Source organism: Nocardioides campestrisoli (assembly GCF_013624435.2).
Taxonomy (GTDB): Bacteria; Actinomycetota; Actinomycetes; order Propionibacteriales; family Nocardioidaceae; genus Nocardioides; species Nocardioides campestrisoli.
The window spans coordinates 1,487,998-1,513,007 of sequence record NZ_CP061768.1; the positions used below are offsets into that span (position 1 = coordinate 1,487,998).

The following is a 25,010-nucleotide window of genomic DNA, read 5'->3' on the forward strand; positions in this document are numbered from 1 at the left end:
CTGAACACCCTGAAGAACCTGGAGCTGCCGTGAGTGCCCTGGACCCTGTCGTCACGCACGAGGGGCGCGCCGAGCTGGATCCGGCACGCCTCGACGCACGGGACCCGCTCGCCGCGCTGCGCGACCGGTTCGTGGGCGCGGAGACCCCGCTGGTCTACCTGGACGGGAACTCGCTGGGCCGGCCGCTGGCGGTGACCGCCGACCGGCTCGCCGGCTTCGTCCGCGAGGAGTGGGGCGGCCGGCTGATCCGCGGCTGGGACGAGGGGTGGCTGGACCTGCCCGCCCGGCTGGGGGACCGGCTCGGCGACGTCGCGCTGGGCGCCGCCGCCGGCCAGCTGGCGGTGGGGGACTCGACGACCGTCTGGCTCTACAAGCTGCTCCGGGCCGCGGTGGACGCCCAGCTGCGCGCCGACCCGCGCCGCACCGAGATCGTGGTCGACTCCGACAACTTCCCGACCGACCGCTACGTGGCCGAGGGAGTCGCCGCGGAGCGCGGCTGCCGCGTGCGCTGGGTGGAGGTCGACCGCGAGCTCGGGCTGACGCCCGACCTGCTGGCGGCGGCGGTGGGGGAGCGGACCGCGGTGGTGCTGCTCAGCCACGTCGCCTACCGGTCGGGCTACCTGGCCGACGCCCCTCGGCTCACCCGGATCGCCCACGAGGCCGGCGCGCTGGTCCTGCTGGACCTGTGCCACTCGGCGGGTGCGGTCCCGGTCGAGCTGGACGCGTGGGAGGTGGACCTGGCGGCGGGCTGCACCTACAAGTACCTCAACGGAGGGCCGGGCGCCCCGGCGTTCGGGTACGTCGCCGCCCGGCACCACGGCGAGCTGGCCCAGCCGATCCAGGGCTGGATGGGGCACGCCGAGCCGTTCGCGATGGGACCCGGCTACCGGGCCGCGCCCGGGATCCGCGGCTTCGTCTCGGGCACCCCGTCGGTGGTGGGGATGCTCGCGCTCCAGGACATGCTCGACCTGGTGGAGGAGGCAGGACTGAGCGCCGTCCGCGCCAAGTCCGTGGCGCTCACCGAGTACGCCGTCGCGCTGAGCGACGCCTGGCTCGCAAGCCTCGGGGTCGGCCTCGGCTCGCCCCGCGACCCCGCGCTGCGAGGGGGCCACGTGACGCTGACCCACCCACGGATGCGTGAGGTGGTCGCGGCGCTGTGGCAGCGCGACGTGCTGCCCGACTACCGCGAGCCGCACGGCCTGCGGGTGGGTCTCTCGCCGCTCTCGACCAGCTACGAGGAGGTGCACCGGGGGCTCTCCCTGGTGCGGGACCTGCTCGGCTGAACCGGTTTGCGGGTGCTCCGCCCGGCTGGTTGGCTGGGCCGATGATCCGTTTCCCCGCACCGCTGCGCCCCGGCGACCGGATCGGCGTCACCGCCTCCTCGAGCGGTGTGCCGACCTCCCTACGACCCCGGCTGGACGTCGCCGCAGCCTGGCTCCGCGACCGGGGCTACGAGGTGGAGCTGGGCGAGTGCCTGGACGGCGACGCCGGCCACGTGAGCGCCTCGGCCGACCGGCGCGCCGCCGAGCTGAACCGGATGCTGCTGGACCCGGCGATCCGCGCCGTCGTCCCGCCCTGGGGCGGGGAGACCGCGATCGACCTGGTCGACCGGCTCGACTGGGACGCGCTCGCCGAGGCGGAGCCGACCTGGGTGGTCGGCTTCAGCGACATCTCCACGCTGCTCCTGCCGCTCACCACCCGGCTGGGCTGGGCGACCCTGCACGGGTCCAACCTGATGGACACCCCCTACGACCCGCCGCCTGGCCTGGCGCACTGGACCGCCCTGGCCGGCGCCACCGAGGACCTGGCGCAGCACGCCTCCGGGGTCTACCGCACCGCCGGGTTCGACGACTGGACCTCCGACCCCGGGACCACGGCGTACTCGCTCGAGGGCACCGGCACCTGGGAGGTGGCCGGCGGGGGAGGGCTCGACGTGACCGGGCGCCTGGTCGGCGGCTGCATCGAGACCGTGAGCAACCTGGCCGGCACGCCGTACGGCGACGTCGCCGCGTTCGGGCGGGAGCACGCGGACGAGGGGCTCATCGTCTACGTCGAGGCCTCCGACGACCCGGCGCTGGAGATCTGCCGCAACCTGCACGGCCTGCGCCTGGCCGGCTGGTTCGAGCACGCCAACGCGATCATGGTCGGCCGCACCTCCGCGCCCGCCTCGGGCGACTTCACCCAGCGCGACGCGGTCATGGACGCCCTCGGCGGCCTCGACGTGCCGATCGTGCTGGACGTCGAGTGCGGCCACGTGCCGCCCTACCTGCCGCTGGTCAACGGGGCGGTCGCGCACCTGACCGTCGCCGGCGGCGAGCGCTCCCTCGTCCAGGAGCTCGGCGAGGGTCGGAGCCGTCCGGCAGCGGAGCCGCGCTGAGCTCCTCGTCGTGCCACTTGCGGTCCGCCACCGCGACGAGGCGCTCGAGCACCTCGGCGCGGGTGCCGCTGCGCAGCTCCTCGGCATGGGCCAGCCCCCAGGCGCGACCGAGGGCGTTGTTCTCCTGGTCGACCCGGGTGTCCACCTGGTCCCCGGAGCCCTGCTCCTGGGCGTCGCCCAGGGCCCGGGCGAGCGTCTCGCCGTGACGGGCGGCCAGGTAGGCCTGCCAGATGAAGTGCCGCACCGCGTTCTGGCGACGCCACTGCCGCGGCGACTCCGCTGCGGCCCGGGAGAAGGCGAGCGCCGAGGCCAGCAGCGCGTCCGTGCTCTGCGACGTCGAGGCGCCGGTGCTCCTGGCCGCCGCCCACAGCCGGGGGAGTCCGGTCCCGACCAGACGGAGCGAGCGACGCAGGGCGAGCTTCGGCATCCTGGGATTCTGGCAGAGTGGTGGGCATGGACCAGCGTCTGAGCTTCGTCACCCTCGCGGTCGCCGACGTCTCCGCCAGCCGGCGGTTCTACGCCGACGGGCTCGGGTGGGAGCCGACGATGGACGTGCCGGGCGAAGTGGTGATGTTCCGGGTCGCGGACAAGGTGGTGCTCTCGCTCTGGGCGGCGGAGGCCTTCGAGGCCGAGACCGGCGCCCGGGTGGCCACCGGGGTCGTCCCGCCGCTGACCCTGGCCCACAACTGCGCGACCCGCGCGGGCGTCGACCGGGTGCTCGACCAGGCACGGCACGCCGGCGCCGCGCGCGTGCGGGAGGCGGTGACGCGGGAGTGGGGCGGCTACTCGGGATACTTCGCCGACCCGGACGGGTTCCTCTGGGAGGTGGCCTACAACCCGGGGGAGATCGGCGAGTCGGTGCTGCCCTGACCTCGGAGCGACGGACGATGTGGGCTGCGCGACACATGGTGGGACCGCCGTACCAGATATTGGGACGCGTGACACACTTACTTGACGTTGACCCCCGCCGGCGACGACGGTTGTCCTATGCGCCTTGAGAACCTTCTCGTACGCACGCGACGCGTGAGCTGAGTCTGGATCTCTCAGCACACGCGTCACCCCTCGTCGCCGACACCGGCCGAGGGGTTTTTTGTTGGCCGGATGCAGGCGCAGGCAGTGCCAAGGGCAGTGAGGAATGGACATCGATGAGTGAGCAGGACGGCAGGATGACCGGGGCGCAGAGCCTCGTGAGGTCGCTGGAGAACGCCGGTGTCACCGACATCTTCGGGATCCCGGGAGGCGCGATCCTCCCGGCGTACGACCCGCTGATGGACTCCAGCCGGATCCGTCACGTCCTCGTGCGGCACGAGCAGGGCGCGGGGCACGCGGCTCAGGGGTACGCCGCGGCGACCGGGCGGGTGGGCGTGTGCATGGCCACCTCCGGGCCTGGTGCCACCAACCTGGTGACCCCGCTGGCGGACGCCTACATGGACTCGGTGCCGATGGTCGCGGTGACCGGCCAGGTGGGTGCCTCGATGATCGGGACCGACGCCTTCCAGGAGGCCGACATCCGGGGCATCACCATGCCGATCACCAAGCACGGCTTCCTGGTCACCGACCCGGCGGACATCGCGCGCACGGTGGCCGAGGCGTTCCACATCGCCTCGACCGGCCGACCCGGTCCGGTGCTCGTGGACGTGGCCAAGTCGGCCCTCCAGGCGATGACCGACTTCGTCTGGCCGAGCGAGATCAGTCTTCCCGGCTACCGGCCCGTCACCCGGCCGCACAGCAAGCAGATCCGGGAGGCGGTCCGGCTGATCCTGGGCGCCCGGCGTCCGGTGCTCTACGTCGGCGGAGGCGTGATCCGCTCCAGCGCGCACCGTGAGCTGCGGCGGCTCGCCGAGTACACCGGCATCCCGGTGGTCACCACCCTGATGGCGCGCGGCGCCTTCCCCGACAGCCACCCCCAGCACCTGGGCATGCCGGGCATGCACGGCACGGTCGCGGCGGTCGCGGGGCTCCAGCGCTCCGACCTGATCATCTCCCTGGGTGCCCGCTTCGACGACCGGGTGACGGGCAACCTCGACTCGTTCGCCCCGAACGCGCTGGTCGTGCACGCCGACATCGACCCCGCGGAGATCGGCAAGAACCGGCACGCCGACGTGCCGATCGTGGGCGACGCCAAGGAGGTGCTGGTCGACCTGCTCGCGCTCCTGCAGGCCGAGGCCGAGCAGGGCCGCACGGGTGACTACGAGCAGTGGGTGGACTTCGTCGCCGGCGTGAAGAAGCGCTACCCGCTGGGCTACGAGCGGCCCGCCGACGGCACGCTCGCCCCGCAGTACGTGATCGAGCGCCTGGGCGCCATCGCCGGACCCGAGGCCATCTACGCCTCCGGGGTGGGGCAGCACCAGATGTGGGCCGCCCACTTCGTCGGCTACGAGAACCCCAACACCTGGATCAACTCCGGCGGCCTGGGCACGATGGGCTTCGCCGTCCCGGCCGCGATGGGCGCCAAGGTGGGCAAGCCCGACTCCACGGTGTGGGCGATCGACGGCGACGGCTGCTTCCAGATGACCAACCAGGAGCTGGCCACCTGCGCGATCAACGACATCCCGATCAAGGTGGCAGTGATCAACAACGAGTCGCTCGGCATGGTGCGCCAGTGGCAGACGCTCTTCTACAACGAGCGCTACTCCAACACCGACCTGCACTCCAAGCGGATCCCGGACTTCGTCAAGCTCGCCGAGGCCTACGGCTGCGTCGGCCTGGCCTGCGACTCCGAGGCCGACGTGGACGCCACGATCGAGAAGGCGATGGCGATCGACGACCGTCCGGTGGTGGTGGACTTCCGGGTGCACCGCGACGCGATGGTCTGGCCGATGGTGGCCGCGGGCACCAGCAACGACGACATCAAGTACGCGCGCGACATGGCGCCCCAGTTCGACGAGGATGACCTGTGAGCAAGCACACCCTGTCCGTCCTGGTGGAGAACAAGCCGGGCGTCCTGGCCCGGGTCGCGAGCCTGTTCAGCCGCCGCGGGTTCAACATCGACAGCCTGGCCGTCGGGCCCACCGAGATCCCGGAGATCTCCCGGATGACGATCGTGGTCAGCCTGGAGAGCCTGCCCCTGGAGCAGGTGACCAAGCAGCTCAACAAGCTGGTCGAGGTGCTCAAGATCGTCGAGCTGGAGCCGCAGGTCTCGGTGCGCCGCGAGCTCCTGCTGGTCAAGGTCCGCGCCGACGCGGAGACCCGCGGCCAGGTGCTGGACGCCGTCCAGCTCTTCCGGGCCAAGGTGGTCGACGTGGCCCCGGACGCCGTCAGCATCGAGGTCACCGGCAACTCCGAGAAGCTCGCCGACTTCCTCCGGGTGATCGAGCCGTTCGGCATCCGCGAGCTGGTCCAGTCGGGCATGGTCGCGCTCGGTCGCGGCTCCCGGTCGATCACCGAGCGTTCGTCCCGGCCGGTCGCGGTGCCGGTGCCGACCGCGGTCGTGCGCTGAGCGCGAGCACCGGCAGGTCCCACCCGGCACTCGTGCCGGTCCCAGTTCCTAGTTCCTAGTCCCAGCGAATCCCACCCCAGAAGGAGCCCCCAGTGGCTGAGATGTTCTACGACGACGACGCCGACCTGTCCCTGATCCAGGGCAAGAACGTCGCGGTGATCGGCTACGGCAGCCAGGGTCACGCACACGCGCTCAACCTGCGCGACTCCGGTGTGGACGTGCGGGTCGGACTGCCCGAGGGCTCCAAGAGCCGGGCGAAGGCCGAGGACGAGGGCCTGCGCGTGCTCACCCCGGCCGAGGCCGTCGAAGAGGCTGACGTGGTCGTCATCCTCACCCCCGACCAGGTCCAGCGCCACGTCTACAAGGAGTCGATCGAGCCGCACCTGGCCGCGGGCGACACGCTGGTCTTCGGCCACGGCTTCAACATCCGCTTCGGCTACATCACCCCGCCCGAGGGCGTCGACGTCGTCCTGGTCGCCCCGAAGGCCCCGGGCCACACCGTGCGCCGCGAGTACGTCGCCGGCCGCGGCATCCCGGACATCATCGCCGTCGAGCAGGACGCCTCCGGCTCGGCCTGGGACCTGGCGAAGTCCTACGCCAAGGCGATCGGCGGGACCCGCGCCGGCGTCATCAAGACCACCTTCACCGAGGAGACCGAGACCGACCTGTTCGGCGAGCAGGCCGTGCTCTGCGGTGGCGTCTCCCACCTGGTCCAGGCCGGCTTCGAGACCCTGACGGAGGCCGGCTACCAGCCGGAGATCGCCTACTTCGAGGTGCTGCACGAGCTCAAGCTCATCGTCGACCTGATGTGGGAGGGCGGCATCGCCAAGCAGCGCTGGTCGGTCTCCGACACCGCCGAGTACGGCGACTACGTCTCCGGCCCGCGCGTGGTCACCCCCGAGGTGAAGGCGTCGATGAAGGCGATCCTGGCCGACATCCAGGACGGCACCTTCGCCAAGCGCTTCATCGAGGACCAGGACAACGGCGGCAGCGAGTTCATGACGCTCCGCGACGCGGGCGCCTCGCACGCGATCGAGGCCACCGGCAAGGCGCTGCGCTCCCACTTCGCGTGGAAGCAGGAGGACAGCGACTACACGGAGGGCTCGGCCGCGCGCTGATCCTTCTCGCACGACCGACGGGCGGAGCCACTGCGGCTCCGCCCGTCCGTCGTTCCTGAGGCCCCCGAGGTCACTTCACCTCGGCCCGGTGCACCCGCCAGAGCCCGAAGGCCAGCGGCAGTACCAGCCACAGCGTCCCCGAGGTGGCGAGCTGCGCCCACTGCTCACCGGTGGGGACGTCCTCGTACAGCGGGTTGGTGGCGTAGTAGAAGTCGATCCACGGCTGCACGTCGGCGAACCCCTCCTGCACCGTGCCGAGCACGTACAGCGCGTTGGGCAGCACGAGCGACCAGACGAAGAACGCCACGATCGCCGTCGGCGAGCTGCGCAGCACCACCCCCAGGGTGAATCCCATGACCAGGCCGATCACGTTGGCCAGCACCAGGGTGGCGACGTTCTGTGCGGAGATGTCCCAGACCGCCGGGGTGTCCCCGAGGGTGCTGCCCAGCAGGTGTCCCAAAGCGGCGATCCCCAGGGCGGCCAGCATCGAGAGCGCGCCCACGGCGATGGCGCACAGCGCCTTGGCGGCGAGCACCCGGCTGCGTCGGGGCTCCAGGGTGAAGGTCGTCAGCACGCTGCGCTGGGACCACTCGGTGGTGACGGCCAGGACCGCCATCAGCGGGAGCAGGATCGACATCGGCACGCCGATCGCGGCGGCGTACGAGCTGTAGACCTGCACGTCCTCCGGACCCAGGGTCATCACCAGGCCGGTGGCGACGACCGCCGAGGCGCCGATGCCCGCCAGCAGCCAGAAGCCGGAGCGGGTGTCGAACATCTTGGTCAGCTCGACCCAGAGCAGCCGGCCGAACGGGATCCGGGTGCGGCTCTCCCGGGTGCCTCCGGCGGCGTGTGCGGCCCGGGTCGGTGCGGCACTGGTGCGCGGGGCGGACGGCTCGCGGGTGGTCACGGTGCTCATGCTGCTGCTCCTGTCGAGTGGCTCTGGGAGTCGCCGGGGTGGTCGGCGAGCGGGTCCCGCTGGGTCTCTGCGGTGAGGCGGAGGAACATCTCCTCCAGCCCGTGGCCGTCGGCGGTCCGCAGCTCGGTGAGCGGGACCCCCGCGGCCAGCGCGATCTCGCCGACCGTCTCCGCGCTCGCCTCCGTGTGCACGCTGCCGTCCGGGTGGCCGGCGGCCGGCTGCCCGGCGCCGGCGAGGGCAGCGAGCAGCGCGGCCTCGTCCCGCGCCCGCACCACGGTCCCGGCGGCGTCCAGCAGTTCGGCCTTGGTGCCCTGGGCCACGATCCGGCCGTTGCCGATGACCACCAGGTCGTCGGCGACGACCTCGATCTCGTGCAGCAGGTGGGAGGAGAGGAGCACCGTGCCACCGTCGTCGGCGAACCCCCGGAGCAGGTCGCGCATCCACCGGATGCCGGCCGGGTCGAGGCCGTTGGCAGGCTCGTCGAGGATCAGCACCTGCGGCTCGCCGATCAGGGCCAGGCCGATCCCCAGCCGCTGCCGCATGCCCAGGGAGTAGTGGCGGACCCGTCGCCCGGCCTCGTCCTCGGTGAGGCCGACCAGGGCCAGGGTCTCGGCGATCCGCCGCTTCGGCAGCCCCATGGTGCGCTGGGCCACGGCCAGGGTCTCGCGTCCGGTGCGGCCCGCGTGCTGGGCCGACGCGTCGAGGAGCACCCCGACCTCGCGCCCCGGGTTGGGCAGCGCCGCGAAGTGCAGGTCGTTGACCAGGGCACTGCCCGACGTGGGCGGGGTCAGCCCGGTCATCATCCGCATGGTGGTGGACTTGCCGGCGCCGTTGGGTCCGAGGAAGCCGGTCACCCGGCCGGGGGCGGCGGTGAAGGAGACGTCGTCGACGGCCAGGTGGGCGCCGTACCTCTTGGTGAGGGAGTCGATGGTGATCATGTGATCCACCCTCACCGCGGCACGGCCCCGGGCGCATCGGGGGAACCCCTGAGCCGGTCCCCGGACCGACCCCGACCAGGCCCTGCGGGGGGTGGGCTACCCTGACGCCGGCACAGCGTCGTGCACGCCCGCGTCGACCTCAGAGTCCGCGCGCTCATGACCCGCCACTGCCGAAGGCCCGTGCTGTGACCTACCGCCCTGTCGTCCTGATCGCCGAGGAGCTCAGTCCAGCCACCCTGGACGCGCTGGGACCGGAGTTCGACGTCCGTTTCTGCCGGGGTGCCGACCGGGCCGAGCTGCTGCGCGAGGTGCGGTCCGCCGACGCGCTCCTGGTCCGGTCGGCCACCCAGGTCGACCGCGGGCTCCTGGAGTCCGCCCCCCGGCTCAAGGTGGTGGCGCGCGCGGGGACGGGGCTGGGCGGGATCGACGTCCGGGCCGCGACCCAGCACGGGGTGATGGTGGTCAACGCCCCGACCTCCAACCTGGTCAGCGCCGCGGAGCTGACCGTCGGCCTGATGCTGGCCGCCGCCCGGAACATCAGCCGGGCGCACGCCGCGTTGAGGGCGGGGGAGTGGCAGCGGTCGCTGTTCACCGGCACCGAGCTCTTCGGCAAGACGGCGGGCATCGTGGGCCTGGGGCGGGTCGGGGTGCTGGTCGCCCAGCGGCTGGAGGCCTTCGGGATGAAGGTCGTCGCCTACGACCCCTACGTGCAGGCGGGCCGCGCCGCCCAGGTGGGAGTGCGTCTGGTGGACCTGGAGACGCTGCTGGAGGAGTCCGACTTCATCTCGGTGCACCTGCCGAGGACCCCGGAGACCGTGGACCTGATCGGGGTCGACGAACTGGCCCGGGTCAAGCCCTCGCTGGTGCTCGTCAACGCCTCCCGGGGTGGCATCGTCGACGAGGTCGCGCTGCACGACGCCCTCAAGACCGGCCGGGTGGCGGCCGCCGGGCTCGACGTCTTCGCCACCGAGCCCGGCACCGACTCCCCGCTGCTCGAGCTGGACAACGTGGTCGCGACCCCGCACCTGGGCGCCTCCACGGACGAGGCGCAGGAGAACGCCGGGATCGCCGTGGCCCGCTCGGTGCGGCTCGCCCTGGCCGGCGAGCTCGTGCCCGACGCGGTCAACGTGCAGGGCGGGCTGATCGCCGAGGAGGTACGACCCGGCATCGCGCTCACCGAGAAGCTGGGGCGGATCTTCACCGCACTCGCCGGGGAGGTCGCGCAGCAGGTCGACGTCGAGGTGCGCGGCGAGCTCACCGAGCACGACGTCCGGGTGCTGGAGCTGGCGGCGCTCAAGGGCGCCTTCTCCGAGATCGTCGAGGAGCAGGTCTCCTACGTGAACGCCCCGCTGCTGGCCGCCGAGCGCGGCACCTCCGTGCGGCTGCTGACCGAGCCCGAGAGCCCCGACCACCGCAACCTGATCACCGTGCGCGGCACGCTGGCCGACGGAGCGCAGGTCGAGGTCTCCGGCACCCTGGTCGGGCCCGGCCAGCGGGAGCGGCTGGTGGCGGTCAACGGCTTCGCGCTCGACCTGGAGCCGACCCGGCACCTCGCCTTCTTCGTCTACCAGGACCGGCCAGGGATGGTCGGCACGGTGGGCGGGATCCTCGGCGCGGCCGGGGTGAACATCGCGGGCATGCAGGTGGCCCGCCAGGACCGGGGTGGCAGCGCGCTGGTGGCGCTCTCGGTCGACTCGGCGATCGGGGTGCACACCCTGGAGGAGATCGAGCGGGCGATCGACGCGACCGCGGTGCGCGCGGTCGACCTGCTGCCGGGCCAGTAGATGCGCTGGACCTCCGGAAGGCCGCCGCGCGACACGGCCCCGCTCGCCGACCTGGGGCCGTGGGAGCAGCTGCGAGCCGGGCGCCTACGGCTCCGGGTGACCCAGCTGCTGGGCGGCCTGGTGCTCTACGGCGTCTCGCTGGCCCTGATGGTGCGCGGAGCCCTCGGGCTGGCGCCCTGGGACGTCCTGCACTCGGGGCTGATCGAGCACCTGCCGCTGTCCCTGGGCCAGATGGTGGTCCTGGTGAGCTTCGCGGTGCTCCTGCTCTGGATCCCGCTCCGGGAGCGACCGGGCCTGGGCACCCTGGCCAACGCCGTGGTGGTCGGCATCGCGACGGACGCGACGCTGGCGGTGACCACCGAGCCGGACGCCGTGTGGGCGAGGGGCACGCTGATGGTGCTCGGAGTGCTGCTGAACGCCTCGGCCACCGCCCTCTACATCGGCGCGCAGCTGGGACGCGGACCGCGGGACGGGCTGATGACGGGCCTGGCTCGTCGTACCGGCCTCTCGCTGCGCCTGGTGCGGACGACGCTCGAGGTGACCGTCGTGCTGGCGGGGCTCGCCCTGGGCGGTGCTCTGGGCGCGGGCACGGTCCTCTACGCGCTGACCATCGGCCCGCTCGCCCAGCTCGCGCTGCCGTGGACCACCGTCCGGCTCGATCCGGCCCGGGGGAGTCGCAGAGACGGCTGAGCAGGGGGGTGACACCACCCAGGGTTCGCCCCTATGGTGCGGCGCACGCTCACGACTTCCGGGGGGAAGCATGATCCTGCGACGTGCCGCGGTGCTGGCGATGGCACCACTGGTCCTGTCCCTGCTCCAGCCAGGTCCCGCGACTGCCGGCGGCCCGCCGGCCGGTCAGTCACGTCCCTCCGTCGGGCCGGAGAGCCTCGACGCGGACCGCTGGGAACCAGGTGGGCGGGCCGCGGACGGCGCGCGTCGCCTGGCCGAGGCCGACGGCTGGACCGACGGCGTGGTGCGACGGCACGCGGTGCTGCGCGACGTCGAGTCGATCTCGCCCAACCCGCAGCACCAGCTCACGTCGGCGGAGGTCGCGGTCGACCTCGAGGGCCAGGTGTTCAGCGCCACCGCGGCGTTCGCCCAGGCCCCGGCCGACACCGACGCCGTGCTGGGCGTGGTGCTCGGCACCTGGGACGGCAGCTCCTGCCTGGCCTCGTTCATGGCGCTGACCACGACCGTGTCCGGGGAGGTCCAGGGACAGTTCGTCGACGGGACGGCGGTCGCGCTGAGCCGGAGCTCCCAGGGCGCCTCGATCTCCCTCTCCAGCGCTCCTCACCCCAGGCTTCGCGAGACGGCCTTCGAGTGCGCCTACGCCACGGTCCTGCCCGTCGTGCCGGACGGGTCCGTGCTCAGCCGGGCCTTCGCCGAGAACGTGGCCGAGACCTACCGGCCGGTGCTCGAGGTCGAGCCCGGCGCTCTCCTGGTCGCTGCCAAGGCAGGGCGCTGGGCGACGCTGCGGGCGACGGTGCGCAACGACGGTCGGGGCGACTCCGGCCCGGTCCGCCTCCAGGCGGCCGGCACGGGGGTCCAGGTGCGTCCCGGCGTCGTCGACCTGGCGGGGGTGCGCGGCAGGTCGAGCGAGCAGGTCGAGCTGAAGGTGCGGCTCAAGCCGTCCAAGCAGACGAAGGGCAAGAAGAAGGGGCAGAAGAAGGGGAAGGGGAAGAACGCCCGGGCCAAGGACCCCCGTCCCCGTCCGGTCACGCTGAGCATCACCTCGGCCGGCACCGAGCCCGCCAGCGCCCGGGTCCAGGTCGGTGTCTCCCCGAGACCGACCAAGCCGCGCAAGCTCACCGGGAGCTACTGGTGGGGGTGGGAGCAGACCACCACCGGGGACAGTGCGGGCTGGATCAACCACGCGGTCTGGTTCGTGAACGCGAAGTGGGCCTACCTGGGGTGGCCCGAGGGTCGGAAGCCGTCGTGCTCGGCGAAGGTGAAGGACTGCGTGCGCTACACCTACAGCAAGCGCACGGGGAAGGTCCGGATCGGCAAGAAGCGGGCCAAGGTCACCTCCACCGGCTTCACCTTCGCCCACCCGGGCGTCGGCGGCGAGAAGATCGACTTCCACCCGCTCACGCTCCCGCCCAAGAACACCGAGCTCCAGACCGACCTCCTGCACCAGAACTGGGCGGGCTACTGCCTGATCATGTGCAACTCCTGGACGGAGAGGCTCTCGTTCGGCTCGGACGGACGGTTCGTGCGCAGCGAGTACTCGGTCGGCAGCTGGCCCGGCCTGAACACCGCCTGGGGCACCTTTCCGCCCGACCAGCGCGGCACCTACCGGGTGGTGGCGAAGGGGATCGTCGAGCTCTCCTACGACGACGGGAAGCGGGAACGGCACGTGCTGGGGATCCAGCACGACGCCAGCGGCCGGGCGAACCCCGTGGCCGCCGGGCTGCTCCTGCGGGACGTGAACTACTACTACGGCACGGGCTGACGGTGACCGCCGTTCCCGGCGGTCACCGGGTGGTCAGCGGCGGGTGGCGATCAGGGCCGAGGCGTCCGGGGCGATCATCACCTCGACGGCGGTGAACCGCTCGTCGGTGAGCCACTCCTCGCGCAGGGTGTCGACCCGGCCGAGGTGGATCGGCGGCCACGACTCGCACGGGGTGAAGTCGTCGAGCACCACCAGGCCACCGGGCTCGACGAGGTCGGCGATCGCGTCCACCCGGACGCTGTCGGGGTCGCCGGAGTCGAGGAAGAGCAACGAGAAGGGGCCCTTGCTGGCCAGGGTCGACCAGTCCGCCTGGAAGACCTCGACGGCGGGGTCGTCGGTGAAGATCTCCGCGGCGGCCTTGGCCAGGGCGGGGTTCAGCTCGGCGGTCAGGATCCGCGCCTCGGTCCGCACCCCGGACCGGAGCCAGGCGGTGCCGACGCCGCAGCCGGTGCCGTACTCCGCCATCACTCCGCTACGGGTGGCGGCCAGGGTGGCGAGGAGACGCCCGGTCTCGTTGCGGCAGAAGGAGACGTAGCCCGCCCGGCGCGACACGTCGAAGGCGCGGGCGACGATGTCGGGAAGGTCAGGGGGTGCGCTCATGGAGCCAGTCTCTCATCCTGGGAAAGGCGTCTCGACATACGAGCATTTTCTCCGGACCGGCGGCCGGACCGCGCGGGCTCGCCTACCGTGGTCCCATCATGCGGAGCGTCTTCGTACTCATCGACTGCCGCGGCGAGGCCTGACAGAGGGCCACCTCGCCGCGGTGTTCGGCGTTGACGTGGCCCTCGACCAGCAGCCCACTGCGTCGCGGCGCCCCGCTTCTCGGACGACGTGATCCGCCTTCGGTGACGCCGACGGTCCACCTCCCACGTGACCCGTGGTCGAGCGACCGGCCGTCCGCCGCGGCGCAGGGGTGCTGCTTCCAGCACCTTCCTGACGCATCCGTCACCGATCACGATCCACCGAGGAGCACAGCCATGTACGAGATGTACCCCGCCGAGTGGGGCCCGGCCCGCCACGACCCCGAGCACCCGCAGAGCCTGCAGGCGCTGCAGACCGCGCTCGATCTTCGGGACAACGGCGGTCCCCGCCCCGACGACAACTAACCTCACGCCATGACACAGACCCCATCAGCCACCCCGGTCGCGCTCGCCGTCATCCCCGGCGACGGGATCGGTCCGGAGGTGACCGCCGAGGCGCTCAAGGTGCTCGACGCAGTCGCCCCGGGAGCCTTCACCCCCACCCGGTACGACCTCGGCGCGGAGCGTTACCTCGCGACCGGCGAGGTGCTGCCCGACTCGGTGCTCGCGGAGATCCGCGGGCACGACGCGATCCTGCTCGGCGCGGTCGGCGGCAAGCCGAACGACCCGAACCTGCCGCCCGGCCTGCTCGAGCGCGGGCTGCTGCTCCGCCTGCGGTTCGAGCTGGACCACTACGTGAACCTCCGGCCGTCCCGGATCTTCCCGGGCGTCCCGTCGCCGCTGGCCGCGCCGGGCGAGGTCGACTTCGTCGTGGTGCGCGAGGGCACCGAGGGTCCCTACACGGGCAACGGCGGTGCGCTGCGCGTCGGCACCCCGGCCGAGGTCGCGACCGAGGTCAGCGTCAACACGGCGTACGGCGTGGAGCGGGTGCTGCGCGACGCGTTCGCCCGGGCGCAGAAGCGGCCGCGCCGCAAGATCACCCTGGTGCACAAGACCAACGTCCTGGTGCACGCCGGCTCGGTGTGGTGGCGGCTCTTCGAGGAGGTCGGGGCGGAGTTCCCCGACGTCACCCGCGACTACATGCACATCGACGCGGCGACGATCTTCATGACCACCGACCCGGCGCGGTTCGACGTGATCGTCACCGACAACCTGTTCGGCGACATCATCACCGACCTGGCCGCCGCCATCACCGGCGGCATCGGGCTCGCTGCCTCCGGCAACGTCAACCCCGACCGGACGGCGCCGTCGATGTTCGAGCCCGTGCACGGCTCCGCGCCGGACATCGCGGGTCAGCAGAAGGCCGACCCCACGGCGGCGATCCTCTCCGGGGCCCTGCTGCTGGACCACCTGGGTCGCACCGAGGAGGCGTCCCGGGTGGAGAAGGCGGTGATCGACGACATCGCGGCGCGCGAGTCGGGCCAGGTACGCAGCACCTCGCAGGTCGGCGACGCCATCGCCGCCCGCCTGTGAGGGTCCCGCCTCCCACTCGCCGCCGGACCGCAGGGCCGGCCGAACAGATAGCCTGACGACATGGAGATCAGCACCACCCTCTCGACCGACCTGGTCGACGACCAGAAGCTCGCCGCGATCCTGGAGAACCCGGGGTTCGGCCAGCACTTCACCGACCACATGTTCACGGTCGAGTGGACCCCCGAGCGGGGCTGGTACGACGCTCGCATCACCCCGTACGGCCCGCTCTCGCTCGATCCCGCCACCGCGGTGCTGCACTACGCGCAGGAGATCTTCGAGGGGATGAAGGCCTACCGGCACGACGACGGCAGCGTCTGGAGCTTCCGCCCGGAGGAGAACGCGCGCCGGATGGTGCGCTCCAGCCAGCGGCTGGCGCTCCCGGAGCTGCCCGAGGAGGACTTCGTCCGCGCGGCCGACGCGCTGGTCGAGGTCGACCGCCGCTGGGTGCCCGACAGCGCGGGGGAGAAGAGCCTCTACCTGCGGCCGTTCATGTTCGCCTCGGAGAAGTTCCTCGGCGTCCGCCCGTCGCAGCACGTCACCTTCATGGTGATCGCCAGCCCGGCCGGGTCGTACTTCAAGGGCGGGGTCAAGCCCGTGAGCCTCTGGCTCACCGAGGAGTACACGCGAGCCGCCCGGGGCGGGATGGGGGCGGCCAAGACCGGCGGCAACTACGCCTCCTCCCTGGTGGCCCAGCAGGAGGCGAGCCGGCACGACTGCGACCAGGTCGTCTTCCTCGACGCCCAGGAGCAGCGGTACGTCGAGGAGCTCGGCGGGATGAACATGTACTTCGTCCACGCGGACGGGCACATCGTCACCCCCGAGACCGGGACGATCCTCGAGGGGATCACCCGGGCCTCGGTGATCGAGCTGGCCGGCAAGCTGGGGCACCAGGTCACCGAGCGCCGGTTCGGCATCGAGGAGTGGCGCGAGGGGGTGGCGAGCGGGGAGATCGTGGAGATCTTCGCGTGCGGCACCGCCGCGGTGATCACGCCGGTCGGCGAGCTGCGCTCGGCCCAGGGCACCACCCCGGCCCCGGCCAGCACCGACCTGACCATGCGCATCCGTCAGGCGCTGGTCGACGTCCAGTACGGCCGCGCCGAGGACTCCTTCGGCTGGATGCACCGGATCTGCTGAGCCCCTGCCCGCAGGCGCTCCCTCCCGCCGGGGAGGAGCGTCTGCGGGTACGCTCGACCGGTGACCGCACCACGTCCCTCCGTCCCACCCGCGGGGCTCCAGGTCGGCGGCTACCAGCTGCTCACCCGACTCGGCGAGGGCGGCATGGGAGTGGTCCACCTGGCGGCTCGCCCGGGTGGCCCCCGGGTCGCGCTCAAGGTGCTGCGCCCCCACGTCGTCGGCGACCAGGAGGCGAGGGCGCGGCTGGCCCGTGAGGTCGACACCCTCTCGCGGGTCCGCAGCCCCCGGGTCGCGGAGGTGCTGGACGCCGATCCGTGGGGCGAGGTGCCGTTCGTGGTCACCCGCTACGTGCCCGGGCTCTCCCTGCAGGACCAGGTGCGCCAGGAGGGCACGGTCCGCGGCGACGACCTGGTCCACCTGGGCCGCTGCCTGGCGGAGGCCCTCGAGGCGGTGCACCGGGTCGGGGTGCTGCACCGCGACGTCAAGCCGTCGAACGTGCTGATGGAGGGACGCAACCCGGTCCTGATCGACTTCGGCCTGGCCCGGCTGGCCGACGACACGCGGCTGACCCGGGTCGGCTGGCTGCTGGGGACCCCGGGCTACCTGGCCCCGGAGATCCTGCTCGGCCAGGACCCCGAGCCCGCCTCCGACGTGCACTCGTGGGGGGCCACCGTGGCCTACGCCGCGACCGGCCGGCGGCCGTTCGGCGCCGGCCCCGACGTCGCGGTGATGGACCGGGTCCGGCGCGGCGAGCACGACCTGCGCGGGCTGGACGGCCCGATCCGGCACGTGGTGCTGGCCGCACTCGACCCCGACCCAGCCGCGCGCCCCACCGTGCACCAGCTCAAGGCGTGGCTGGCGCCGGGTCAGGTCTCCGTGCCGAGCCCGCCCACCCGGCCGGTGGGGCTGCGGCGCCCGCCGGCCTCCGCCACGGTGAGCACCGAGCCGCTCGTGGCCGCCCAGCTCGACCCCGACCGCGCCACGACCGAGGACTGGCGCTGGGCCGAGGACGAGCGCTGGGCCGAGGACGAGGCCGCGACCGCCGATCCGCGGTGGGGCTGGGAGAGCGACCTCCACCCCGGCACCGACCCGGAGTCGGACCACGACACTCACGTGGAGGGTCACCCGGACACCGTCTGGGACCCCGACGCCGAGGCTCCCCCGGAGCCGTCGACGCGGACCACGGCGCTGGCTCGGCTGCGAAGCCTGACTCTGCTCGCGGGACTCGCGGCCGTCGGAGCCGGTGCGCTGGCCTGGGCCCCGTGGGTCTCGGGGATGCTGCTGGTGCTGCTGGTCTGGCTCCTGGTCGCCGGCTCCCGCGCCAGCGACGCGGTGCGGGCGCGTCGCGCCGTTCGCGGCGCCCGCTGGTACGACGGGGTGGCGCTCGCCCTGGCCAGTCCTCTCCACCTGCTGCGGGCACTGCCCACCACCGTGGTGCTCGCCGGCTGGGCGCTGGGCGTGGGGCTCGCCGTGGGACTCCTCTGCTTCGCCGTCGGGCTGCCCGAGACCACCTCCCTGGGCGTGATGGGCGTCGGTGTCGTGGTCGGGGTGTGGGCGGGTCCCGGAGGCCACCTCGTACGTCGTCCGGTCGGGGCCGCGCTGCACACCGCGGCGGCCCGACCGACAGCCTGGCTGGTGACGGCGGCGGTGGTCGCCGCGGTGGCCTCGGGCTTCATCGCGCTGGCCCAGGACGGCACGCACTGGGACCCGGGCTCGGACGCGCCGTGGCGGGCCATTTCGTTCTCCGGACTGCTCTGACGACCTCGAGTCGCGCGTGGCACGATGAGCCCGTGCAGCAGCGGGTGATCATTCGCTAGCGCGCCGAGGACGACTCCCGGCGCGCAACCTTCCGTACCCCGGGAGGTTTTTTTGTTGCCCCGACCCGAACCGAGGGAAAGCCAGATGGATCTGCAGGGCCCGTTCCACGTCTACGACACCACGCTGCGCGACGGCGCCCAGCAGGAGGGACTCAACCTCTCGGTGGCCGACAAGCTGACGATCTCGCGCCAGCTCGACGACCTCGGCGTGGGCTTCATCGAGGGCGGCTGGCCCGGTGCCAACCCCAAGGACACGGAGTTCTTCCGCCGGGCCGCCACCGAGCTCGACCTGCGGCACGCCGTCCTGGCCGCCTTCGGCTCCACCCGCCGCCCGGGCGCGGTCGCCGCGGACGACCCGCAGGTCGCCGCGCTGCGTGACTCCGGGGCACCCGTGGTCACCCTGGTGGCGAAGTCGCACGACCGGCACGTCGAGCTGGCCCTGCGCACCACGTTGGCGGAGAACCTGGCGATGGTCCGCGACACCGTGGCCCACCTGGTCGCGGAGGGACGGAAGGTCTTCCTGGACGCCGAGCACTTCTTCGACGGCTACCGGGCGAACCGGGACTACGCGCTGGAGGTGCTGCGTGCGGCGGGCGACGCCGGGGCGGACGTCGCGGTCCTGTGCGACACCAACGGCGGGATGCTGCCGCCGTGGGTCTCCGAGGTCGTCCACGACGTCCTGGACGCGACCGGGGTCCGGGTGGGCATCCACTGCCACAACGACACCGGCTGCGCGGTCGCCAACACGCTCGCGGCGGTCGACGCCGGAGCCACGCACGTGCAGGGCACCATCAACGGCTACGGCGAGCGCACCGGGAACGCCGACCTGGTCACCGTGGTCGCCAACCTCGAGCTCAAGCACGCCCGCGCGGTGCTCCCTCCCGGCGCCCTGCGGGAGGCGACCAGGATCGCGCACGCGGTCGCGGAGGTCACCAACTTCCCCCCGGCCAGCCGCCAGCCCTACGTCGGCACCTCGGCGTTCACCCACAAGGCCGGCCTGCACGCCAGCGCCATCAAGGTCGACCCCGACCTCTACCAGCACATGGACCCGGCGGGGGTCGGCAACGACATGCGGCTGCTGGTCTCGGACATGGCCGGACGCGCCTCGATCGAGCTCAAGGGCCGCGAGCTCGGCTTCGACCTCTCCGAGGACCGGGAGCTGGCCACCCGGGTCACCGAGCGGGTCAAGGCGCTGGAGCAGCGCGGTTACACCTTCGAGGCCGCCGACGCCTCCTTCGAGCTCCTGCTCGCCGAGGAGGTCGAGGGGCAGCGCCCGCGCTACTTCGACGTCGAGTCGTGGCGGGTGATCACCGAGACCGGTCCGACCGGCTCCGAGGCCGTCTCGGAGGCGACGGTCAAGCTCGTCTCCGGCGGCGTGCGCTACGTGGTCACCGGCGAGGGCAACGGACCCGTGAACGCCCTGGACGAGGCGCTGCGCTCGGCCATCTCCCAGGCCTACCCCGAGGTCGCGAAGTTCGAGCTGGTCGACTACAAGGTCAGGATCCTGGACGCCGGCCACGGCACCGACGCGGTCACCCGGGTGCTGATCGAGACCTCCGACGGTCAGTCGAGCTGGGTCACCGTCGGGGTCGGGCACAACGTGGTCGAGGCCTCGTGGGAGGCGCTGGTCGACGGCCTCTCGTTCGGGCTGCGCCGCCAGCACGCCGACTGAGCCGGTCCGAGCCGGAGCAGCCGGAGCCCGGCCCCAAGATTGGAGTCGGCGTTGCGGGGGAAGGGTGCGCTCATGCGAACGCCCTTCCCTCGGATCCTCCTCCTGCTCGCCCCGCTGTTCGGCCTCGCGCTGCTGGGCACCGCGCTGCTGACCCTGCCGGGTGCCGCGGCGACGGCCCCGGCGTCGCCCGAGGCCGTCGCGGAGGGGGCGGGACGGATGGTCCTGGTGCTCGACTCCTCGGGCTCGATGCAGGAGCGCTCCGGGTCGACCACGAAGATCGAGGCGGCCAAGGCCGCGTTGCGGCAAGTGGTCGAGCAGCTCCCCGACGACGCACAGGTCGGCGTACGCGTCTTCGGGGCGAAGGTCTTCGACCGCGGCGAGCCGGGTGCCTGCACCGACTCGCAGAACGTGGTGCCCGTGGGCCCGGTGGACCGCGCGGCGCTGACCTCGGCGGTCGCCGACTACCAGCCCTACGGGGAGACCCCGATCGGGCACGCCCTGCGTGAGGCGGCCGAGGACCTCGGCCCCGCTGTCGAGGGCGAGCCGCGCACGATCGTGCTGCTCTCCGACGGGGAGCCCACCTGCCAGCCCGACCCGTGCCGGGTGGCCGCGGAGCTCGCCGAGCAGGGCATCGACCTGAGCATCAACGTCGTCGGGCTCGACGTCTCGGGCAAGGCACGCAGCGCGCTGCAGTGCATCGCCCGCTCCGGCAACGGCGACTACTACGACGCCGGCTCGGCCGAGGAGCTCGCGCAGCGCCTGCTCAAGGTCAGCGTCCGGGACCTGCGTGGTTTCCGGCTGGTCGGCGAGCAGGTCGAGGGCGGCACCACCGTCGGGACCGCGCTGCCGCTCGAGCCCGGCACCTACCTGGACACCACGCTGCCGGACCAGGGCGCGCGTCACTACCTCCTGGACAAGCCGGCGGGAGGCGGGGTCTCGGTCTCGGCGCTGGTGCGCCGGCCGCGGGACCTGACGACGTCGTGGAACACCGTGCTGCGCGTCGCGCTGAGCACCCCGGAGGGCACGACCTGTGCCCAGAACTACGCCGTCACCAACCAGCTGCTCGGGATGACGCCGATCACCTCCACCGGGATCGCCTACGACCAGGTCGTCAGCTCGGACGATGCCGACGACCCCTGCGCAGCGGCGGAGCAGCTCGTCGCCACCGTGGTGAGCGGAGCCGGCGGCGAGGACTTCCGCCTCCAGGCGGGGAGTCGGCCGGCGGTGGAGAACCTCGACGCCCTGCCGGCCGCGGTGGAGCGCACCGACGAGGGGCTGCAGCCGGTGCCCGTACCTGCCTCCGGCCCCCGCGAGCCGGTGATCGGCGGGGTCTCCTTCGACGACGCGCCCGAGCTGGTGCCCGGCACCACCTACGCGGACACCCTGCGTCCCTCGGAGGTGCTGGTCTACAAGGTGCGCGCCGGCTACGGCCAGGCCGTGCGGATGTCCGCGCGTCTCGACCCCGACCCGCAGGCGGCGCAGGTGATCACCTTCACGGGAGCGGCGGCGGCGCTGCGCTCCTACTCCGCGCTGGGCCAGCAGCTGGCCGTGCCGGCCGCGGAGCAGGACGGCGCCCGGAGCCACGACTTCTACCACGGTGACCGGGCGAGCCTGCTGACCGGCGTGGTGCCGCCGGTCCGGGTGCGCAACGCGGAGTCCCCGGACGCCGGGCTCAAGACGCTGGTCGCGGACGGCTACCAGTACTTCGCCCTCGGCATGGGACGGCTGCCGGGCGAGGAGGCCAACGAGTTCGTCGCGCCCGTGGCCCTCCGGGTCGAGGTGGTCGGGACGGAGGAGGGGGTGCCGGAGCTCGCCGGACAGGAGCGGGGTCCGCTCGCCGAGGAGCCGGACGGCGCGGGCGACGGGACAGGCGGGGACGAGGCCGGGGGACCTGGCTCCTCCGACGCCGGGGGACCGGTGCTGTGGTGGGCGCTGGGCGGCGCGGCGGTGCTGGTCGCCGCGGCGGCCGCGTTCGCGCTCGGCCGGCGCTCGCGGGCGTAGGGTCTCGGCCATGGCTGAGCTCCACGACCTGACCGCGCTGGAGCAGGGGGCCGCCGTGCGCGGCGGCGAGGTCTCACCCCTCGAGCTGGTCGAGCACTACCTCGCCCGGGCCGACGACGTCGGCGCCTTCGTCACCCGCACTCCCGACCAGGCCCGGGAACGGGCCAGGTCGCTCCCGTCCGGCGGTCGCTCGCCGCTGCACGGCGTGCCCACCGCGATCAAGGACCTGAACCCCACCGCCGGGGTGCGCACCACGTTCGGGTCCGCGGCGTACGACGACCACGTGCCCGAGACCTCCGACCACGTGGTGCTCTCGATCGAGGCCGCCGGGATGGTGTCGCTGGGCAAGACCAGCACCCCGGAGTTCGGCTCGCCCTGCTACACCGAGCCCGAGGGTCTGCCCCCGGCGGTCACGCCCTGGGACCGCACCCGGATGGCTGGCGGCTCGTCGGGCGGCGCGGCCGCGGCGGTCGCGGCCGGTCTGGTGCCGCTGGCCCAGGGGTCGGACGGCGGCGGCTCGATCCGGATCCCCGCCTCCTGCTGCGGACTGGTGGGTCTCAAGCCGTCCCGCGGCCGGGTGAGCGGAGCGCCCATGTACGGCGACCCGATCGGGCTCGGGGTCACGGGGCCGATCGCCCGGACCGTGCGCGACGCGGCCGCGCTGCTCGACGTGCTGGCCGGTCGGGAGGTGGGGGACCCGACCTGGGCGCCCGAGCCGTCCGGCACCTTCCTCGAGGCGTGCGACCGCGAGCCGGGGAGGCTGCGGGTGGCCAGGTTCGCCGACCCGGTGCTGGCCGAGACTCCCGTGGACCCCGAGTGCCTGCGCGCCTGGGAGGACGCCTCGGCGCTCCTGGAGTCGTTGGGACACCACGTGGAGGACGTGCCGGTGCCGCTGCCGCGGGAGGCGGTGCCGGTCTTCGAGACCTGCTGGTCGGTGCTGACCGCCCTCTCCCCGGCGCCCGCGGGACGCGAGGAGTGGCTGCGTCCGCTGACCCGCTGGCTGAGCGACCGCGGCCACGCCGTCTCCGGCCCCGGGTTCGCGCTGGCGGTCGGCGCGCTGCGCCGGTACGCGGCCGAGGCCCTGAGCGCGCTGGCGCCGTACGACCTGGTGCTGACCCCGACCGTGGCCGCGCCACCGCTGCGGGTCGGGGCGCTGCGCGACGACGCCGATCCGCACGCCGACTTCGAGGCGCAGAAGCGGTTCACGCCCTGGACCTCCGCCTGGAACGTCACCGGGATGCCGGCGGCCTCGCTGCCGCTGCACTGGACGCCGGAGGGCCTGCCCGTGGGGGTGATGCTCGCCGCCAGGCCCGCGGAGGAGGAGCTGCTGCTGGCGGTCTGCGCCCAGGTCGAGTCCGCGGCGCCCTGGGAGGCCCGGAGGCCGCCCGGGTGGTGAGGGCCCAAGGTCCCTACCCGGCCCCGGAGGACGGACGTACCGCTGGAGGATGGACCTCCTGCGCCGGCTCGCCAACCGGGTCTCCCGCCAGTTCTCGTTGCTGCGTGACCGCCTCGGGGTCTACCGCGAGCTGACCCGCCGGATCCGCCGCTGCCCGGGCACCTCCGTGGTGCTCACGCCCGAGCGCCCGTCGTGGCGCGCCCGGCGGTGGCTGGCGCGGACGGTCCGCACCACGCTGCCCGGCCGCCTCCAGGTCGTGGTCACCGGCCCCGGCGCCGAGGAGCGGCTCGCGCACCTGGGAGACGTGGACCTCGTCGTGGACCTCACCACGGTGTCGAGGGCGCGCCCGCCCCGGGCCCCAGCGGAGGACGGGGCGGCGGAGGCCGCACAGGGAGCGGAGGGAGCGAGCGCGTGGCCTCACCTGCGCCAGGGCGGGGCGTACGTCGAGGTGCTCTCCCTGGTGCCCTCGCGACGCCGGCGGCAGCGCCGGCGGTGGCTGCAGCCGAGCGGGGGGCGCAGGGTCGTGGACGCGATCGCGGCCGAGCACGCACGGTCCATCGGGCCGGTCCGCGAGCACGCAGGGGTGCTGGTGGTGAGGAAGGTCGCCGAGCACCTCCTGCTGCTCACCGAGGAGGACGTGCAGGTGCTGCTCCCGGCCCGGAGCGGCGTCCGGGTGACCCCCCTGGCCGTCCGGGCCGGGGGGACCTTCGACCCTGGACGGCGGGTGACCGGTGCCGTCGACGACCCGGCGGGTCGTGGGGACCCGCCCGCGACCTCCACCGACGGCCTCCTGCGCGCTCCCGTCGTGCAGCTGCGGCACTACGCCGGCCCGGTCGAGCTCTGGGACGGGATGGTGGTGACCGCGGGCAGCACCGTGCTGCCGGAGTCGTTCAAGTGGTTCGACCACCGGCCGCTGGAGAACCGCAAGCTCTCACCCGTCGGCCCCCGGCACGCCCGGCGCCGGCTCGAGGAGCGGCCGCCCGAGTCGCTCGCGGGCGACTACTACTACTTCGAGTACAAGAACGCCGGGCACTACGGCCACCTGCTCACCGAGGCCCTGGCCAAGCTGTGGGCATGGCCGGAGGTCGTGGCCCGGGAGCCCGGCGTGCGGCTGCTGATGCGCGAGCACCCGCGCGACGCGCGACGCAAGCGCCCCCGGGCCGACCTGCGCCTGCTCGAGGCCTTCGGCATCGGTGCCTCGGACGTCACCTGGATCCGCGACCCGGTGCGCGTGCAGAGCCTGTACGCCGCCACCCCGATGCTCCACAACAAGCCGCCGTACGCGATCCACCCCGACCTGCTCGGGGTCTGGCAGCGGGTCCGTGACGGGCTGCTGGCGACCGAGTTCGAGCCGCCACCGCGCTCGGAGCGGATCTTCGTCACCCGGCACGGGGGCAACCGCGCCTGCCGCAACCACGCGCGGGTCGAGGCGCTCTTCGCCTCCTACGGCTTCACGGTCCTGCGGCCCGAGCAGCTGGACGTCGCGCAGCAGGCCGCGGTCTTCGACGCGGCCACGGTGGTCGCCGGGTTCGGCGGGACCGGGATGTTCAACCTGATCTTCGCCACCTCGCGGCCCACGGTCATCGTGCTCAACCAGGAGTCGTACGACGCCCGCAACGAGGACCTGATCTCCGGGGTGCTGGGCTGCGACCTGCACTACTTCTGGAGCGCCGCCGACCAGTCGCACCCGCCGGGGGAGTTCTCCTACTCCGCGTTCCAGTCCGGCTGGGAGTTCGACTTCGACCGCAACGAGGCCGCCCTGCGCGGCCTGCTCGCCGGGCTGTGACGCACC

Annotated in this window: 21 protein-coding genes; 17 read left to right on the forward strand and 4 right to left on the reverse strand. The window is 73.2% G+C overall.

Annotated features, from left to right (window positions below; all coding sequences use genetic code 11):
* Positions 1-29 precede the first annotated feature (29 nt).
* Positions 30-1,283: a kynureninase gene (locus H8838_RS07130; RefSeq protein ID WP_224766444.1), complete on the forward strand. Its 1,254-nt coding sequence runs from the start codon at positions 30-32 to the stop codon at positions 1,281-1,283.
* 41 nt (positions 1,284-1,324) lie between these two features.
* Positions 1,325-2,377, forward strand: coding sequence for a S66 family peptidase (locus H8838_RS07135; RefSeq protein ID WP_185995015.1), 1,053 nt, complete (start codon positions 1,325-1,327; stop codon positions 2,375-2,377).
* Here the strand turns inward: H8838_RS07135 and H8838_RS07140 are convergent.
* The gene (locus tag H8838_RS07140) at positions 2,277-2,804 is read right to left on the reverse strand and encodes a DUF6973 domain-containing protein (protein WP_181310454.1); all 528 of its coding nucleotides are present in this window, start codon (positions 2,802-2,804) and stop codon (positions 2,277-2,279) included. The two genes, H8838_RS07135 and H8838_RS07140, sit on opposite strands and share 101 nt — an antisense overlap.
* Positions 2,805-2,830: 26 nt before the next feature.
* Between H8838_RS07140 and H8838_RS07145 the strand changes: the two genes are divergently transcribed.
* The 4 genes from H8838_RS07145 to ilvC all read left to right on the forward strand — a co-directional run bounded on the left by H8838_RS07145 (position 2,831) and on the right by ilvC (position 6,934).
* Positions 2,831-3,247 carry a VOC family protein gene (locus H8838_RS07145; RefSeq protein ID WP_185995014.1) on the forward strand — a complete coding sequence of 139 codons (417 nt, stop codon included), beginning with the start codon at positions 2,831-2,833 and terminating at the stop codon, positions 3,245-3,247.
* 275 nt (positions 3,248-3,522) lie between these two features.
* The gene (locus tag H8838_RS07150) at positions 3,523-5,277 is read left to right on the forward strand and encodes an acetolactate synthase large subunit (protein WP_185995013.1); all 1,755 of its coding nucleotides are present in this window, start codon (positions 3,523-3,525) and stop codon (positions 5,275-5,277) included.
* Positions 5,274-5,816, forward strand: a complete 543-nt coding sequence (gene ilvN / locus H8838_RS07155) for an acetolactate synthase small subunit (protein WP_181310457.1) — start codon at positions 5,274-5,276, stop codon at positions 5,814-5,816. Before H8838_RS07150 ends, ilvN begins: the two co-directional genes overlap by 4 nt.
* A 92-nt stretch (positions 5,817-5,908) precedes the next feature.
* Positions 5,909-6,934 (forward strand): ketol-acid reductoisomerase, encoded by a 1,026-nt coding sequence (gene ilvC / locus H8838_RS07160; RefSeq protein WP_309136300.1) that lies wholly within the window; start codon positions 5,909-5,911, stop codon positions 6,932-6,934.
* A gap of 70 nt (positions 6,935-7,004) precedes the next feature.
* Here the strand turns inward: ilvC and H8838_RS07165 are convergent, their stop codons facing one another.
* Positions 7,005-7,850 carry an ABC transporter permease subunit gene (locus tag H8838_RS07165; RefSeq protein ID WP_185995012.1) on the reverse strand — a complete coding sequence of 282 codons (846 nt, stop codon included), beginning with the start codon at positions 7,848-7,850 and terminating at the stop codon, positions 7,005-7,007.
* Positions 7,847-8,788, reverse strand: a complete 942-nt coding sequence (locus H8838_RS07170) for an ABC transporter ATP-binding protein (RefSeq protein WP_181310459.1) — start codon at positions 8,786-8,788, stop codon at positions 7,847-7,849. Before H8838_RS07170 ends, H8838_RS07165 begins: the two co-directional genes overlap by 4 nt.
* 185 nt (positions 8,789-8,973) lie before the next feature.
* Here H8838_RS07170 and serA point away from each other — a divergent pair, with 185 nt between their 5' ends.
* The 3 genes from serA to H8838_RS07185 all read left to right on the forward strand — a co-directional run bounded on the left by serA (position 8,974) and on the right by H8838_RS07185 (position 13,024).
* A complete protein-coding gene (gene serA / locus H8838_RS07175) occupies positions 8,974-10,572 on the forward strand; it encodes a phosphoglycerate dehydrogenase (protein WP_185995011.1) in 1,599 nt (532 codons plus the stop codon).
* Positions 10,573-11,262, forward strand: coding sequence for a membrane protein YczE (gene yczE, locus H8838_RS07180; protein WP_185995010.1), 690 nt, complete (start codon positions 10,573-10,575; stop codon positions 11,260-11,262).
* 70 nt (positions 11,263-11,332) lie between these two features.
* Positions 11,333-13,024: a hypothetical protein gene (locus H8838_RS07185; RefSeq protein ID WP_185995009.1), complete on the forward strand. Its 1,692-nt coding sequence runs from the start codon at positions 11,333-11,335 to the stop codon at positions 13,022-13,024.
* Between the two features lie 33 nt (positions 13,025-13,057).
* Here the strand turns inward: H8838_RS07185 and H8838_RS07190 are convergent, their stop codons facing one another.
* Positions 13,058-13,624, reverse strand: coding sequence for an O-methyltransferase (locus H8838_RS07190; protein WP_181310463.1), 567 nt, complete (start codon positions 13,622-13,624; stop codon positions 13,058-13,060).
* Positions 13,625-14,001: 377 nt separating this feature from the next.
* Between H8838_RS07190 and H8838_RS20195 the strand changes: the two genes are divergently transcribed.
* The 8 genes from H8838_RS20195 to H8838_RS07225 all read left to right on the forward strand — a co-directional run bounded on the left by H8838_RS20195 (position 14,002) and on the right by H8838_RS07225 (position 25,004).
* Complete coding sequence (locus H8838_RS20195; RefSeq protein ID WP_258236377.1) at positions 14,002-14,130, forward strand: hypothetical protein; 129 nt, start codon at positions 14,002-14,004, stop codon at positions 14,128-14,130.
* A 9-nt stretch (positions 14,131-14,139) separates the two neighbouring features.
* Positions 14,140-15,198: a 3-isopropylmalate dehydrogenase gene (locus H8838_RS07195; RefSeq protein WP_185995008.1), complete on the forward strand. Its 1,059-nt coding sequence runs from the start codon at positions 14,140-14,142 to the stop codon at positions 15,196-15,198.
* Between the two features lie 60 nt (positions 15,199-15,258).
* Positions 15,259-16,332, forward strand: a complete 1,074-nt coding sequence (locus H8838_RS07200) for a branched-chain amino acid aminotransferase (protein WP_185995007.1) — start codon at positions 15,259-15,261, stop codon at positions 16,330-16,332.
* Between the two features lie 60 nt (positions 16,333-16,392).
* On the forward strand, positions 16,393-18,090 hold the full coding sequence (locus H8838_RS07205) for a serine/threonine-protein kinase (protein WP_185995006.1): 1,698 nt from the start codon (positions 16,393-16,395) through the stop codon (positions 18,088-18,090).
* A 144-nt stretch (positions 18,091-18,234) separates the two neighbouring features.
* Positions 18,235-19,821: a citramalate synthase gene (gene cimA / locus H8838_RS07210; protein ID WP_181310467.1), complete on the forward strand. Its 1,587-nt coding sequence runs from the start codon at positions 18,235-18,237 to the stop codon at positions 19,819-19,821.
* Between the two features lie 72 nt (positions 19,822-19,893).
* Positions 19,894-21,822, forward strand: coding sequence for a vWA domain-containing protein (locus H8838_RS07215; RefSeq protein WP_185995005.1), 1,929 nt, complete (start codon positions 19,894-19,896; stop codon positions 21,820-21,822).
* A 10-nt stretch (positions 21,823-21,832) separates the two neighbouring features.
* A complete protein-coding gene (locus tag H8838_RS07220) occupies positions 21,833-23,218 on the forward strand; it encodes an amidase (protein ID WP_185995004.1) in 1,386 nt (461 codons plus the stop codon).
* Between the two features lie 49 nt (positions 23,219-23,267).
* Positions 23,268-25,004, forward strand: a complete 1,737-nt coding sequence (locus tag H8838_RS07225) for a glycosyltransferase family 61 protein (RefSeq protein WP_185995003.1) — start codon at positions 23,268-23,270, stop codon at positions 25,002-25,004.
* Positions 25,005-25,010: the final 6 nt, after the last annotated feature.

Coding starts and splice junctions, on each gene's coding strand:
- H8838_RS07135 (WP_185995015.1), top strand. CDS start 1,325: ATGATCCGTTTCCCCGCACCGCTGCGCCCCGGCGACCGGATCGGCGTC.
- H8838_RS07140 (WP_181310454.1), bottom strand. CDS start 2,804: ATGCCGAAGCTCGCCCTGCGTCGCTCGCTCCGTCTGGTCGGGACCGGA.
- H8838_RS07145 (WP_185995014.1), top strand. CDS start 2,831: ATGGACCAGCGTCTGAGCTTCGTCACCCTCGCGGTCGCCGACGTCTCC.
- H8838_RS07150 (WP_185995013.1), top strand. CDS start 3,523: ATGAGTGAGCAGGACGGCAGGATGACCGGGGCGCAGAGCCTCGTGAGG.
- H8838_RS07165 (WP_185995012.1), bottom strand. CDS start 7,850: ATGAGCACCGTGACCACCCGCGAGCCGTCCGCCCCGCGCACCAGTGCC.
- H8838_RS07170 (WP_181310459.1), bottom strand. CDS start 8,788: ATGATCACCATCGACTCCCTCACCAAGAGGTACGGCGCCCACCTGGCC.
- yczE (WP_185995010.1), top strand. CDS start 10,573: ATGCGCTGGACCTCCGGAAGGCCGCCGCGCGACACGGCCCCGCTCGCC.
- H8838_RS07185 (WP_185995009.1), top strand. CDS start 11,333: ATGATCCTGCGACGTGCCGCGGTGCTGGCGATGGCACCACTGGTCCTG.
- H8838_RS07190 (WP_181310463.1), bottom strand. CDS start 13,624: ATGAGCGCACCCCCTGACCTTCCCGACATCGTCGCCCGCGCCTTCGAC.
- H8838_RS20195 (WP_258236377.1), top strand. CDS start 14,002: ATGTACGAGATGTACCCCGCCGAGTGGGGCCCGGCCCGCCACGACCCC.
- H8838_RS07195 (WP_185995008.1), top strand. CDS start 14,140: ATGACACAGACCCCATCAGCCACCCCGGTCGCGCTCGCCGTCATCCCC.
- H8838_RS07200 (WP_185995007.1), top strand. CDS start 15,259: ATGGAGATCAGCACCACCCTCTCGACCGACCTGGTCGACGACCAGAAG.
- cimA (WP_181310467.1), top strand. CDS start 18,235: ATGGATCTGCAGGGCCCGTTCCACGTCTACGACACCACGCTGCGCGAC.
- H8838_RS07215 (WP_185995005.1), top strand. CDS start 19,894: ATGCGAACGCCCTTCCCTCGGATCCTCCTCCTGCTCGCCCCGCTGTTC.
- H8838_RS07220 (WP_185995004.1), top strand. CDS start 21,833: ATGGCTGAGCTCCACGACCTGACCGCGCTGGAGCAGGGGGCCGCCGTG.
- H8838_RS07225 (WP_185995003.1), top strand. CDS start 23,268: ATGGACCTCCTGCGCCGGCTCGCCAACCGGGTCTCCCGCCAGTTCTCG.